At 41.3% G+C, this 13260-nt stretch carries 13 protein-coding genes; all 13 read right to left on the bottom strand.

All coding sequences use genetic code 11. From position 1 onward, the window contains the following. Positions 1-156 precede the first annotated feature (156 nt). The 13 genes from dnaG to NST39_RS12260 all read right to left on the bottom strand — a co-directional run bounded on the left by dnaG (position 157) and on the right by NST39_RS12260 (position 13151). On the bottom strand, positions 157-1986 hold the full coding sequence (dnaG, locus tag NST39_RS12200) for a DNA primase (RefSeq protein WP_065098415.1): 1830 nt from the start codon (positions 1984-1986) through the stop codon (positions 157-159). Positions 1987-2019: 33 nt separating this feature from the next. Continuing rightward, a complete protein-coding gene (locus NST39_RS12205; RefSeq protein ID WP_044139408.1) occupies positions 2020-2520 on the bottom strand; it encodes a YaiI/YqxD family protein in 501 nt (166 codons plus the stop codon). 261 nt (positions 2521-2781) lie between these two features. Beyond that, positions 2782-3603, bottom strand: coding sequence for a pyruvate, water dikinase regulatory protein (locus NST39_RS12210; protein ID WP_044139409.1), 822 nt, complete (start codon positions 3601-3603; stop codon positions 2782-2784). Between the two features lie 25 nt (positions 3604-3628). After that, positions 3629-4267: a helix-turn-helix transcriptional regulator gene (locus tag NST39_RS12215; protein WP_034620854.1), complete on the bottom strand. Its 639-nt coding sequence runs from the start codon at positions 4265-4267 to the stop codon at positions 3629-3631. A 166-nt stretch (positions 4268-4433) separates the two neighbouring features. Next, entirely contained in the window at positions 4434-6479 is a 2046-nt protein-coding gene (gene glyS, locus NST39_RS12220; protein ID WP_341028583.1) for a glycine--tRNA ligase subunit beta, read from the bottom strand. After that, positions 6472-7359 carry a glycine--tRNA ligase subunit alpha gene (gene glyQ / locus NST39_RS12225; RefSeq protein ID WP_341028587.1) on the bottom strand — a complete coding sequence of 296 codons (888 nt, stop codon included), beginning with the start codon at positions 7357-7359 and terminating at the stop codon, positions 6472-6474. The genes glyS and glyQ overlap by 8 nt, the downstream gene beginning before the upstream one ends. A 329-nt stretch (positions 7360-7688) precedes the next feature. Next, positions 7689-8459: a DNA repair protein RecO gene (gene recO, locus NST39_RS12230; RefSeq protein WP_034661344.1), complete on the bottom strand. Its 771-nt coding sequence runs from the start codon at positions 8457-8459 to the stop codon at positions 7689-7691. A 34-nt stretch (positions 8460-8493) separates the two neighbouring features. After that, the gene (locus NST39_RS12235; protein ID WP_065098441.1) at positions 8494-8637 is read right to left on the bottom strand and encodes a YqzL family protein; all 144 of its coding nucleotides are present in this window, start codon (positions 8635-8637) and stop codon (positions 8494-8496) included. A 148-nt stretch (positions 8638-8785) separates the two neighbouring features. After that, the gene (gene era, locus NST39_RS12240; protein ID WP_065098416.1) at positions 8786-9691 is read right to left on the bottom strand and encodes a GTPase Era; all 906 of its coding nucleotides are present in this window, start codon (positions 9689-9691) and stop codon (positions 8786-8788) included. Beyond that, on the bottom strand, positions 9684-10082 hold the full coding sequence (locus NST39_RS12245) for a cytidine deaminase (protein WP_003217296.1): 399 nt from the start codon (positions 10080-10082) through the stop codon (positions 9684-9686). The genes era and NST39_RS12245 overlap by 8 nt, the downstream gene beginning before the upstream one ends. A 113-nt stretch (positions 10083-10195) precedes the next feature. Continuing rightward, positions 10196-10582 carry a diacylglycerol kinase family protein gene (locus NST39_RS12250; protein WP_217012224.1) on the bottom strand — a complete coding sequence of 129 codons (387 nt, stop codon included), beginning with the start codon at positions 10580-10582 and terminating at the stop codon, positions 10196-10198. Continuing rightward, positions 10560-11039 (bottom strand): rRNA maturation RNase YbeY, encoded by a 480-nt coding sequence (gene ybeY / locus NST39_RS12255; protein WP_341028593.1) that lies wholly within the window; start codon positions 11037-11039, stop codon positions 10560-10562. The genes NST39_RS12250 and ybeY overlap by 23 nt, the downstream gene beginning before the upstream one ends. Continuing rightward, on the bottom strand, positions 11040-13151 hold the full coding sequence (locus tag NST39_RS12260) for an HD family phosphohydrolase (RefSeq protein ID WP_374726557.1): 2112 nt from the start codon (positions 13149-13151) through the stop codon (positions 11040-11042). It lies immediately after the preceding gene. Positions 13152-13260 lie beyond the last annotated feature (109 nt).

A 13260-nucleotide genomic window follows, 5' to 3' on the forward strand; every position in this document is an offset into this window, starting at 1 on the left:
TGCGATTTGCTTCCGCCCTGCTTTTCTCTCTTTATCAAACAGATGAGCAAATAGGAATAAAATAAATAATGATGAAGGCAAGATGCTTGCGGTCTTATGCTCCTCCCGTAAAGGATTCATTGCCAGCCGTAAGTCTTGTCATAAATATTAGACGTATTACTTCAGCGAACGGTTCAACTGAATAATTTCTTTTGCAAGTGTTGCCGCTTTGAAGAAATCTTTTTGCCTCTCCGCTTCTGCACGTTCTAGTTCTTTTTCCTTTATCATTGACAAATTCCGATGATTCAACACTTTTTTTACATAATCACTTAATTCAGCTTCACTTAGTTCGTCTCCAACTTGAATCATGAATATATCCGTCAGAAGTTGATTGATGATATCATCTTCTATACGGTTCATCAGGTGCTGCGGCGTTGGTTCTTTGCCTTCTTCATACAAAGCATAAATGTACGTGGCCAGCGCCCTGTGAGAATCTATATTAAATTCAATCCCTACTCTGTCAAGTACTTTTCGGATCACGTCATCGCTTTTTAACATATGAGCAAGCAGCATTCGCTCTGCATTTTCATATGCTGGCCTCAGACGCTTTCTTCGTACCTGTGTTGACAGATGTGCACGCCGTTTTTCAAGCCCGTTTTCTTCCTGCGTGCTTTTGGCTTCTTGACGCTGCTGTTTTTCAAACAGCTCCAGTTGTTCCTTTAATGAATCAAGTGAGATCGAGAACTCTCCAGCAAGCTGTTTCATGTAAATCTCTTGTTCCAAGGAACCGTTTAATCGGCTAATTTCTCGGAGTACCTGCTTCATATAAGTAAGCCGGTCTCCTTCATCAGATAAATTCTTTCCCCTACGGAAAAAGTTCATCTTAAAAGTCATTAATGTCACACTTGCATCTATGATGTCATTCCTAAATTTCTCGCCACCATATTTACGAATGTAATCATCTGGATCAAGTCCATCTGGTATCATGGCAACGCGAACTTTACATCCTCTTTTTCCAAGCAAATCTGAAGCTTTCATGGTGGCTTCATAACCGGCCGTGTCAGAGTCATAGCAAAGGATGATCTCTTCTACGTTCCGTCTGAGAAGTTTTACGTGCTCTTCTGTTAGAGACGTACCCATTGTTGCAACACTTTCGCCGACACCTGATGTGACAGCTGAGATGACGTCAGCAAATCCTTCGAAAAGAACCGCCCGTTCGCGTTTTCGAATATGCATACGCGCGTCATGAAAGTGATAAAGCAGCTTACTTTTATGAAAAAGTGGCGTTTCAGGACTATTCATATACTTAGGCTGCTGATCACCAAGCGATCTTCCGGAAAAAGCGACGACTGTCCCATGATGATCATGAATGGGAAACATCACACGATCCCTAAAGCGGTCAAAAAAGCCTGTTCCGTTTTCACGTTGAATCAAAAGACCGGCCTTCTCCATCATCGCAGGATCAAACCCTCGTTTTTCTAAAAACTTGGTCACGAAATCCCAAGAGTCAAGAGCATATCCGATCTCAAACTTGGCAATTGTTTCATCTGTAAAGCCTCTCGCCCGTAAATAATCGAGTGCGTTTTGACCTTCCTTTGTATTTACCAGCAAATGGTGGTAAAATTTCTTAAGAAGCTCATGCGCTTCAATCATTTTATGATCTGCAGTGCCCTCTTGCTGTGAGGAGCTGATCTGAGCATTTGCTACATGATCAGGCAAATCAATATGGTACTTATCAGCAACATGTGAAACGGCTTCAATAAATGAGTAGCCTTCCATTTGTCTGAGGAACGAAAATACATTACCTCCTGCACCACAGCCAAAACAATGGAAGATTTGCTTATCTGCTGAAACAGAGAATGAAGGAGTATTTTCACCATGGAATGGACAAAGACCGAAGTAATTTCGACCTTGCTTTCTAAGCTGTACGTATTCTCCAATCACTTCGACAATGTCTGCGTTTTTTTGGATTTGCTCCAAAAGTTCATCTGGTATACGTTTGCTCATCCTAATAACACTCCGTCGTACATTATTCGCCTTTTAATTCAAAAATCCTTCATGATTCGACAGGATTTTTTGTAGTTGCGTAATAAATCGCTTTTTATCCTCTTCTAAAAGCTTTTTGGGACCTTTTCCATATACACCTTTTCTTCGCTGTTTACTGGAAACATGTCTGCGTTCCAAATCAAAATCAATTGTTTCGTTCGTGTACATCCGTCCTCTTTCAGACAGTACAATGACCTGTCTTGGAAGCAGTAATGAGGCAAGACCAATGTCTTGGGTGACGACAATATCATGCGCGGCAGCTGAGTTCGCAATGACTAAATCCGCTGCTTCCTTATGTGTATCTACAAACCGCCAATCTTCAAGTGGAGATCTTTTGGTTTGAAAATGCTCATATGAAGCAATGAATGTCACAGGTATTTGAAATTGAGATGCGACAGAAAGGATTTCGTCTTTTACAGGACAAGCATCTGCATCGACATAAATCGTCCTCTCTTGTTTATGTTCATTCAGGTGACTAATTCTCCATCCCTCCACCTTATTCCTGCTTTAGAGAAGCAAAAAGACCATACTTTTCCCCCATATAGCAAACAACAGTAAAACTCATTTTGTCGAAAAGTTATGTTCAGAATCACTTGACTTCTGCCAATATTAGTTTATTCGTTCTTGACTTAACTTAAACCTAAAATCAATCATTTTATCACAATTTTTTATTATAATACAAATGCAGCAAATATGCCATTGTTTTTGTTTACCCGTTTCCCACCATAGGAAAAACCCAGGAGGAGCATCCTGAGTTTATTCGGAACCTCTTTTGGTCAGCATTTGATGAATGACATTTGCCGTTTCTTCAACTGCTTTATTCGATACATCAACAACTTGACAGTTAATGCGGTCCACCACTTTTTCAAAATACTCTAGCTCTTCTTTAATCCGTTCAATGTTCGCATAAATCGCGCGATCATTTAAACCTAGAGATTTCAAACGCTCTTTACGAATATGATTTAGTTTGTCTGGACTGATTTTCAGACCGATACATTTCTTTGGATCAACTGAAAATAACTCCTCTGGCGGATCTACTTCAGGAACAATTGGAACGTTTGCTACCTTCAGCCGTTTATGCGCCAAGTATTGAGATAGTGGTGTCTTAGATGTGCGTGATACACCGATGAGCACAATATCAGCCTTTAGAATGCCTCTTGGGTCTCTGCCGTCATCATACTTCACTGCGAACTCAATGGCTTCAACCTTTTTAAAATAGTCCTCATCTAATTGACGTACACGCCCCGGCTCATGTTTCGCTTCATTTCCATAAGCAGTCTCCATTTTATCGATTAGTGGTCCGATGATGTCATAATAAACGACTCCGTTTGCTTCTGCTTCATCAATTAAGAATTGACGCATTTCTGGCACAACAAGAGTAAAGCAGACGATTCCGTTATCTGCTTTCGCCAGTGAAATGACTTCTTTAATCGTACCGACATCTTCTACATATGGGATTCTTCTGATATTTGAATGGTCTGATGAGCCGCCATCAAATTGGCTAAGTGCCGCTTTGACTACGAGCTCTGCCGTTTCTCCTACTGAATCTGATACCACAAAAATTACGCGATTACTCATAACATCCCCTCGCAGTCTTCTGTAATTAGATTATTTCATTCTCCGATAAGTTAACAAGTATTTTCGTCATGTTTGTTTTCGTAATTCTGCCGACCACTTCAAAGCCTTTATCCGTATCTTTTATAACAGGAAGTGCGTCTATCTGCTTTTCAATCAAGTGCTTCGCCACACCCATAATGAAATCTTCCTTGCGGCAAACGGTGATGTTCGGCATTCTTGTCATAATAATATGGACAGGAATAGATGGAAGCTCCTGTTTTCCAATACTTGCGCGAAGGAGGTCTTTCCTTGACAACACGCCTGTTAAAATAGAGTGATCGTCCACAACGAATAATGTGCCCACATCTTCTAAAAACATCGTACAAATCGCATCATAAACTGAAACATTCTCATGTATCACCACTGGAATGGATTGAAAATCTTTCACTTGAAGTTTTTTCAGCTTATCTGCTAGAAGCTGCGTACCTGTTTTCCCTGTGAAAAAGTAGCCGACCCTTGGTCTTGCTTCTAAAAAGCCTGACATCGTTAATATGGCTAAATCCGGTCTGAGGGTCGCCCTAGTTAAGTTCAGCCGATCGGCGATATGCTCTCCAGTGATCGGACCATTCTCTTTGACAATCTGTAAAATCTGCTCTTGCCGTTTATTTAACTCGATTGTACTCACCACCTTTAAATAGAGAGAGCGAATCTTTACTTTATGTATATCATTTTCATAACTCATCATATTATAGCGCATCTTTGTCCGAATGAAACAAAAATCCACTCAAAAACCGTGAATTAAATGAGTAAAAAACGATTGCCCTTCAAAAAAGGCAACCGTTCTTAGGTATTTATTTTACAATTAAATTGTTCATATTCGCAAATGATTGAATGACTTTTGCTAGTTTGACCATTTGCGCCAAACGATTTCGCTTCAGCTTTTCATCATCTGCATGAACCATTGTGTGATCGAAATAATGAACAATCGGTGTTTTTAACGTATCAAGCGCCTCAAGTGCTGCGCTGTATTGCCCTGCTGCTACATATTCATTGACAGCTGTCTCTACTTGCTGATACGCCTCATATAGCTTTTGCTCATGCTCATTTTCAAACAGCTCAGGCTGAATTTCTGCGTCTTCCCCTTTTTTACTGATTGAAATGACGCGTCCTAATGCTTCTGCTGTTTCTTTGAAGCTCTCTTGTTTCACGCTCTCTTCAAGAACAGCTGCTTTTTTCACGACTGCATAAGGTTCAATATTTTCAACATCCAGTACTGCATCGACAACATCATGACGGATATGTTCTGCTTGGAGGACATATTTTAAACGGTGTGTTAAAAATTCAATGAGAGCCGTTTCATGTGCTGCTTCTACTTGAGCAAGTGCCAAAAGCTCTTTGAATGAAATGTTCCAATGACGATCAAGCAGAATTTGAACGATACCGCTCGCTTGTCTTCTTAGTCCATAAGGATCTTGAGAGCCCGTTGGAATGACATCAATTGAGAAGAAGGAACAAATAGAATCCAGCTTATCGGCTACTGCCACAATCGCACCAATTAAAGTGGAAGGCGCCTCATCACCAGCAAAGCGCGGCATATAGTGCTCATTGATGCTCTTTGCCACTTCTTCATGTTCGCCAAGTGCTTTTGCATATTTCTCGCCCATGATTCCTTGTAATTCTGGGAATTCATAGACCATTTGAGTCACAAGGTCAAACTTCGAAATACTTGCAGCTCTTGCCACACGCTCTGACGTTTCGTCATCTGCACCGACATGCGCTGCTAGACGCGTCGCAATGTCTGTCACTCTCTTTAGCTTGTCGCCAATTGTGCCAAGTTTCTCATGGAATACAACCTTATCAAGCTTCTTAATATTGTCTTCAATGACTAGTTTTTCGTCTTCTTTATAGAAGAAGGCAGCATCTGATAAACGTGCACGAAGTACTTTTTCGTTCCCTCTTGCGACATTTTCAAGCGCCTCACTGTTTCCATTTCTCACCGTTATGAAGTGAGGCAATAATTCCCCTTGCTCATTTTTCACAGGGAAATAGCGCTGATGCTCTTTCATTGTAGTTACCAATACTTCTTCCGGCAATGCAAGGAATTCTTCTTCAAAGGAACCAGATAGTACCGTTGGGTATTCTACAAGATTGTTGACCTCTTCTAGAAGCTCAGGATCAACAGGAATCACCCAACCTTTTTCTGAAGATAGAGCATTTAGCTGCTCGGTAATGGATTGTTTTCTTTTATCTGAATCTACAATGACAAATTGATCGCGCAATGTTTGCTCATAAGAAGCAGGCGAGTCGATGATGGCTGCCTTACCAAGGAAACGGTGTCCTCTTGTCTCGCGGCCGCTTTTCACCCCAGCAATGTGAGCAGGTACAATCTCCTCTCCAAATAAACAAACAATCCATTTAATCGGACGGATGTAGCGTAAATCCTTGCTCCCCCATCTCATGTTCTTTGGAAAACTTAATGAAGCGGCGATCTCACCTAATGCTGGCAGAAGGTCTTTGACTTGCTTTCCTTCTTGAAACTTCTGGACATGGACATAATCCACTCCTTTGATCTCTTTAAAATAGAGATCATCTGTTGAAGCACCTTGTCCCCGGGCAAAGCCTTCCGCTGCTTTTGTCCAATTGCCTTCCGCATCTTGCGCGATCTTTTTAGCCGGACCTTTTGCTTCTTCTTTGATGTCTTCTTGTTTTTCTGCGACACCTTTCACAAGTACAGCAAGACGTCTTGGTGAGTTAAATAGAGCAACATCTTCAAATGAAATGTTTTGCGCTTCAAACCACGCTTTTACTTTCTCGCCTAGCTGCTTTGTGCTTTCTGGCATGAAACGAGCCGGCATCTCTTCTAAGCCGATTTCGAGTAATACATCTTGTTTATTCATGAGAAGCCCCCTCCTCTTTTAGCATAGGGAATCCCAATTTTTCTCGTTCTTCATAATATGTTTTGGCTACTTTTCTTGCTAACTGGCGCACTCTTCCGATATAACCAGTTCGCTCAGTAACAGAAATTGCGCCCTTTGCATCGAGCAGGTTAAACGTATGAGAGCATTTGAGCACATAATCGTATGCCGGATGAACAAGCCCTTTGTCCATTTGGCTATGCGCTTCTTTCTCATAGGTTGTAAATAAATCAAACAGCATGTCAGTATTAGATGTTTCAAATGTATAAACAGAGTGCTCATATTCAGCCATTAAGAATAAATCTCTCACCGTGAATCCGTCTGTCCATTCAAGATCGAAGACATTTTCTTTGTCTTGGATGTAGGAAGCAAGACGTTCAATACCGTATGTGATTTCTACGGAAACGGGCACACATTCTAAGCCGCCGACTTGCTGGAAATACGTGAATTGGGTGATTTCCATCCCATCAAGCCATACTTCCCAGCCTAGCCCTGCACAGCCCAGAGATGGGTTTTCCCAGTTGTCTTCTACAAAACGAATATCATGTTTCAGCGGGTCAATACCAAGCGCTTTCAAAGATTCAAGATACAGTTCTTGAATATTGTCAGGTGACGGCTTAATGATCACTTGGAATTGATGATGCTGATACAATCTATTTGGGTTTTCTCCATATCTGCCATCAGCCGGGCGTCTTGAAGGCTCTACATACGCTACCTTCCATGGCTCTGGACCAATGCTTCTGAGGAACGTGTATGGACTCATCGTTCCGGCACCTTTTTCTGTGTCATACGCCTGCATTAATACGCAGCCTTCATTTGACCAATGCTTTTGCAACGTCAAAATCATGTCTTGAATATTCAATGATCGCACCTCCATCTTTTCTACACCATCCGCTATGTATGGCGGGTGGGTCTAGAACCCCGCAAAAGAACACAAAAACTCCCGTCTCTATGCTCGCAAGGCTCCTTGCAAACATAGGGACGAGAGTTTTTCCCGCGGTTCCACCCTATTTGCTGGTATCGTAGCATCCAGCCGCTTTGTTTTACGTTGCTCAAGAATGCCTTTCGTTACGCCTCCATCCTTAGCTCACACCGCCCTAAGGTCGCTTTTATGGATTCTGCGCAAGTACTTCTTTCTGTCAATGCAACATATTTTATCTTAGATGATCTTACAAAAAGTCATGGAAGATGTCAACTTTTGTTTTCCCCACCCATGAGCTTTTTCATGGATTCCATCTGATTCATGAATTTTTTTGATTTCAAATAAAGGCCTGAATACTCTTCATAGTAGTGATCGAGCACTTGACGAATTTCTTGTTTTGTCTGCGGTTTCACATCAACCTGACCGAGCCTTGATAAATCAAAATAATGAAATAAACGGAGCAGCCTTGCAGCTGCTGGAGATAAGGGCAGTTTATACGGATCTTTAGAAAAGCAATTTTGGCAAATAAAGCCGTTGTCTCTAATCGAGAAATGAAACTGCCCTTCTTTTTGACCACAGTGGACACATTGATCCAGTTCAGGCTTCATTCCCATCACTGATAACATTTTGACCTCTACGATAAATAAGATAATATCAGCATCTGTGCCTTCATTCAAATGACGCAAAGATTGAAGCAGGAGCTCAAACAAATAAGGGTTTGGCTTTTTTTCTTCTGTGCCTTTATCGAGTAACTCTGTCATATATGCGGCATATGCGGTCAAGAATAAATCTTCCCGAATGGTTCGCATACTTTCAATCATTTCGCCTTGCTGGAGCGTTCCAAGTCCTGTTGATGATTGGATCAGGAAGGTTCCGTATAAAAACGGCTGGCTTATGGCTGACAGGCGGCTGTTTGATTTTTTTGCGCCTCTTGCCATCACACCAATTTTCCCATGTTCTCTAGTGAGCAGCGTGACAATTTTGTTTGTTTCGCCATAATCTGTTGTTCTAAGGACGATTCCTTCACTTTTAATGAGCATTTGTCTACACTCCGAGCATTGGAGGGGTCAAGAATTATAAGATTGGAAAATCAAATCGTGCTATCTCTTCTTCAAGTATATCGGGTCTTTCCAGGTTCTCCTTTTCTAACTCTTTGAAAAGCAGATACGTGTCAACGCTTCCTGTTTGTGAAAATACGTTCCATGTAAAATTCAACATAAAAACCCCACCTTTCTTTATTAGAAGCAGCAACGCTACATCCAACATATTAATTATATCTTGACCAAGCTACCTCCATTTCATGATAAACAATTTTTACTAATCGAACCGCACCATTGTCAGATTTTATGACAACAGCAACGATTTTTTAATATTCGTCTTCTCTAAATCCGAAATCACGAAGGTGAGTGGATTTATTACGCCAGTCCTTTTGAACCTTTACCCAAAGCTCCAGATACACTTTTGAACCGAGAAGTGCTTCAATATCTCTGCGCGCTTTTTGTCCCACTTCTTTTAATAAGCTGCCTCGTTTCCCAATAACAATCCCTTTTTGTGAATCACGTTCTACGACAATGGTCGCCGCCACATGGATCTTACCATTTTCATCTGGCTTAATGGATTCAATCGCCACTGCAATACTGTGCGGGATCTCTTCTCTTGTTAAATGCAGCACTTTTTCACGAATTAATTCAGAAATAATAAACCGCTCTGGATGATCTGTTACTTGATCTGCTGGATAAAATTGCGGGCCCTCAGGAAGATAACCTTCAACCTGCTGAAGAAGCGTGTCAATGTTGTTTCCTTCAAGAGCTGAAATTGGCACAATTTCCTTAAATGGATAACGTGTGCGGTATTCATCAATTAAAAGGAACAGCTCATCTGGGTGAATTTGGTCGATTTTATTGACGACTAGGAATACCGGTGTAGATGTTTGCTTGAGTCGTTCAATGATGAATTCATCACCCTTGCCATAGCCTTCCTTTGCATTGATCATAAACAAGATCAGGTCGACTTCCTTCAGTGTATTTGTAGCCACTTTCATCATAAAATCACCAAGCTTATGCTTAGGTTTATGAATCCCTGGTGTATCGATAAAGATCGTTTGTGACGTGTTTGTTGTTAAGACACCTTGCACTTTGTTTCGTGTCGTTTGGGGCTTATCACTCATGATGGCGATCTTTTGTCCAATCACACGATTAAGAAAGGTTGATTTTCCTACATTTGGTCTTCCAATAATGGATACAAATCCTGATTTGAAGCTTTCGTTAGTCATTTAAATCCTCCGGTGAAAATGCGCCTGGCAATAGTTCGTTTACTGTTGTTTCGTATATTTGTCCTTTTAAGTTCGTTAGAATCACTGGCATGTCAGGTGCACATAGCTCTGAAATAACCTGTCTGCATGCGCCGCACGGCGAAACAGGCCGGTCTGTATCAGCTACTACCGCTAGCATTTGAAACGATGTGATGCCTTCTGAATAGGCTTTAAAAAGTGCTGTTCTTTCCGCACAATTACACATACCATATGCTGCATTTTCAATGTTGCAGCCGCCATACACTTTTCCATCGTTCGACAACAATGCTGCACCGACTTTGAATTTTGAATAGGGTACATATGCAAAATCTCTTGCTTTAACTGCTTCTGAAATCAACTCTTGTTTGTTCATTCCTAGTTCCCACTTTCAGAAGAAATGGACCCACTGTCACATTTATATTTTACATAATTCACGTGACATTTTCACGCCCATTTCTAAAAATGTTAATAAATAGTAATATTGTTCTATTGCATGATCTTCGGTAAGAAGATGATCAACCCAATCATAACCGAAATCGCGGCGTAAACGCAAACAGCGCCTGCTGCGGCGTCTTTCGCTTTCTCAGCAAGCGGGTGCCTCTCTTCTGTCATCAGGTCCACTGTATGTTCAATGGCTGTATTGACAAGTTCAAGCGCAAACATCCCCCCGCATAAAAGCAAAACGATCATCCATTCGAATGGTTCAATGTGAAACCAAAAGCCGCAGGTCACCACGATGATGGCTGCGACTGTGTGAAATCGAAAATTCCGTTCATTCAAGAAAGTTCGCCATATTCCTCTAAATGCATAATAAAAACTCCGAAAAAAACGGGCAAGCGGCCTTCTTTTCTTACGAAGATCTTGAAAGGCCATAATCATCCAAGATCTTTGTCTGTTTGGCGAACATTTCTTTTTCATCTTCCTCTGTCATATGATCAAACCCGAGCAAATGCAGGAATCCATGAATGGCGAGAAATCCAAGCTCTCTCATAAAGGAATGTCCATATTCCTCTGCCTGCTCTTTCGTACGGTCCACACTAATGATGATGTCACCGAGTACAGGCGGAATATCATCAGCACCAATGATTTCAATTTCCCCTTCTCCTTCTTCTTCGAGTGCAAAGGAGATCACATCCGTTGGTGCGTCTTTTCCGCGGTATTCTTTATTAATTTGATGAATCTCTTCATTCGAGACGATCGTCACTGATACCTCCGCTTGATCTTTGACCTCAAGGGAATCAGCAGCGAACTGAAGAAGCTTTTCCACTTCTTCAAGCTGCTCTTTTGATACTTGTCCTGTTTCATCTATTAAATCGATTAACAATGTCATTTACTTCACCTTCTGCTTCGGGGCATCTGGATATTCAATCCGAGAATGGAAAATCCCCTTTAATGTTGTACAAATCGTTTGACTAATAATATTTAACTCTTTAAATGTCAGATCACATTCGCTGAATTGCCCATCCTGCATTTTATCGGAAATAATGCCTTTGACGAGCTTTTCGATCCGCTCTGGATTTGGATTATGCATCGATCGTACCGCTGCTTCCACGCTATCCGCTACTGAAATAATCGCCGCTTCTTTTGATTGCGGTTTTGGCCCAGGATAACGGAATTCTTCTTCTGTCACCTGATCATCACGCTCTTTTGCCTTATAGTAAAAGAACTTTAACAGCGACTTCCCGTGGTGCTGTTCGGCAATATCGACAAGCTCTTCAGGAAACTTTTTTTCTCTCAGCATATCAGCTCCATCTGTCGTATGGGCAATAATGATATTTTTACTTAGCTGAGGAGAAAGCTTGTCATGCGGATTATCAATGTTCATTTGGTTTTCGATAAAGTATTGCGGTCTTTTCGTTTTCCCAATGTCATGATAATAAGCGCCAACCCTTGCTAAAAGACCGTTTGCTCCGACTGCTTCACATGCAGCATCTGCTAAATTTGCCACCATGACACTATGATGATATGTACCTGGTGTCTCTGTTAAAATCTTTTTAAGGAGCGGATGGTTTGGGTTAGATAGTTCAATCAGCTTCATTGTTGAAAGAATGCCGAACATACTCTCAAACACTGGCATTAGACCAATGACCAAAATAGATGATGCAAACCCTGATACAATCGCCATCATAAGGTTCACACCGATTTCAAGTCCTGATGGTGAGGAGTTTTGAATCAGCGTTATGGATAGAACCACAAGGACATTCACCAAAGCGACCGAAAGCCCTGCCTGCAATATTTTTGAACGCGCATTATGCTTTCTCAAAAATAAAATGCCCGCCATCCCGCTCACAAGGTAATAAGCGCAGATCACATAGTTAAAGACGCCGGTTACTCCTTGATTAAACATCATACTGCCGCAAAGAGCAAATACAAGACCAGAGAAGATCGCTAGCCGCTCATTGATAAGCAGCTTGATCAGCATCGTGCCAAGCGCCACTGGCACCACATAACCTATCGTCGTATACTTCGTTTCCTGAAAGAGACTGAATACTTCCATGATAACTAAAATAATGGTAAAAATGAGCGAGTAGAGAAGCAACGACTTATTCTTATGAACAAGCGATTTTTTCCTCGATTCAAGTGAATGAATAATCGCTGCTAAGAATAGACCAATCAATATCATAAGACCGCTTACAGGCTTAATCAAATTGGAGCTATTTAAGAGCCCTGTCAGTTCTAATTTACGATACACTTCTCGGTCGATAAGTTCTCCTTCTTCGACTAAGATTTGCCCTTGCTTAATTTGAACCGGCTGAATATTATCAGCGGCTTCTTGCCTTTTCTTCTCTGTCGCCACTGGATCAAATACATAGTTTGGAATGATCGCAAATTCACCGATTTCTTTCGCTGCATTTAAGTATTTGGATGGAATTGAGTTATTTTCAAGCTCTGTTTTCACTTGTTTTTTCTCATCTTGTAATTTCGCTGCTGTGATTTCTTTACTCATCAGTGAATTCACCACTGTGATGATGGAATCCTTAGTAAAAGAGAGATTTTCGTCACTTGCCTGAAGCAGTGCTTTGATGGATTGGTCTGAAACAGCCTCCTGCATATCTGATGTGAGTTTTTCTTTGACACGCTTGACCATTTCTTTATCTGATGGCGGATTTTCTTTTTCATCAGCTGCTTTCTTCTCTTCTTTAATGGCTTCGAAAAGGGAGGAGATGAGGTCAACACGATTGTCAGAATACGCTTTTTTGAGTGTATATTGATCCTCTACTTGATCTGTTGCTTCTTGCTTCTTTTCTTCTGTCGCTTCTTGATCATCGACGGTTGATGGAGAATAGATGGTCTGTTCGCTCACTGAAAATAAATCTAAGTCGAGCGATTCAGGCTTTACATGGAAGAAGAGCACCACGAATAGAATGGCTGCTAAACCAGCGTATAGCAAAACATTTAAATAACGTGAGCGCTCCATTTTCTGAGGTTCTTTTTTAGACAGCAGTCTTTTGCGCTTACTGTCTTTCTGATTCTTTCTCAAGGAAAGTACCTCCTTTTTTACTTTAAACCACGATCGAAACAAAATGACCCGATGAAGACGATCGGGTCAC

This window comes from Bacillus sp. FSL W8-0645 (assembly GCF_038007905.1).
Taxonomy (GTDB): Bacteria; Bacillota; Bacilli; order Bacillales; family Bacillaceae; genus Bacillus; species Bacillus pumilus.

Bases quoted from the DNA above. Each gene is read 5' to 3' on its own strand.
- dnaG (WP_065098415.1), bottom strand. From the start codon at position 1,986: ATGAGCAAACGTATACCAGATGAACTTTTGGAGCAAATCCAAAAAAAC.
- NST39_RS12210 (WP_044139409.1), bottom strand. From the start codon at position 3,603: ATGAGTAATCGCGTAATTTTTGTGGTATCAGATTCAGTAGGAGAAACG.
- glyS (WP_341028583.1), bottom strand. From the start codon at position 6,479: ATGAATAAACAAGATGTATTACTCGAAATCGGCTTAGAAGAGATGCCG.
- recO (WP_034661344.1), bottom strand. From the start codon at position 8,459: ATGCTCATTAAAAGTGAAGGAATCGTCCTTAGAACAACAGATTATGGC.
- NST39_RS12235 (WP_065098441.1), bottom strand. From the start codon at position 8,637: ATGTTGAATTTTACATGGAACGTATTTTCACAAACAGGAAGCGTTGAC.
- era (WP_065098416.1), bottom strand. From the start codon at position 9,691: ATGACTAACGAAAGCTTCAAATCAGGATTTGTATCCATTATTGGAAGA.
- NST39_RS12245 (WP_003217296.1), bottom strand. From the start codon at position 10,082: ATGAACAAACAAGAGTTGATTTCAGAAGCAGTTAAAGCAAGAGATTTT.
- NST39_RS12250 (WP_217012224.1), bottom strand. From the start codon at position 10,582: ATGGCCTTTCAAGATCTTCGTAAGAAAAGAAGGCCGCTTGCCCGTTTT.
- ybeY (WP_341028593.1), bottom strand. From the start codon at position 11,039: ATGACATTGTTAATCGATTTAATAGATGAAACAGGACAAGTATCAAAA.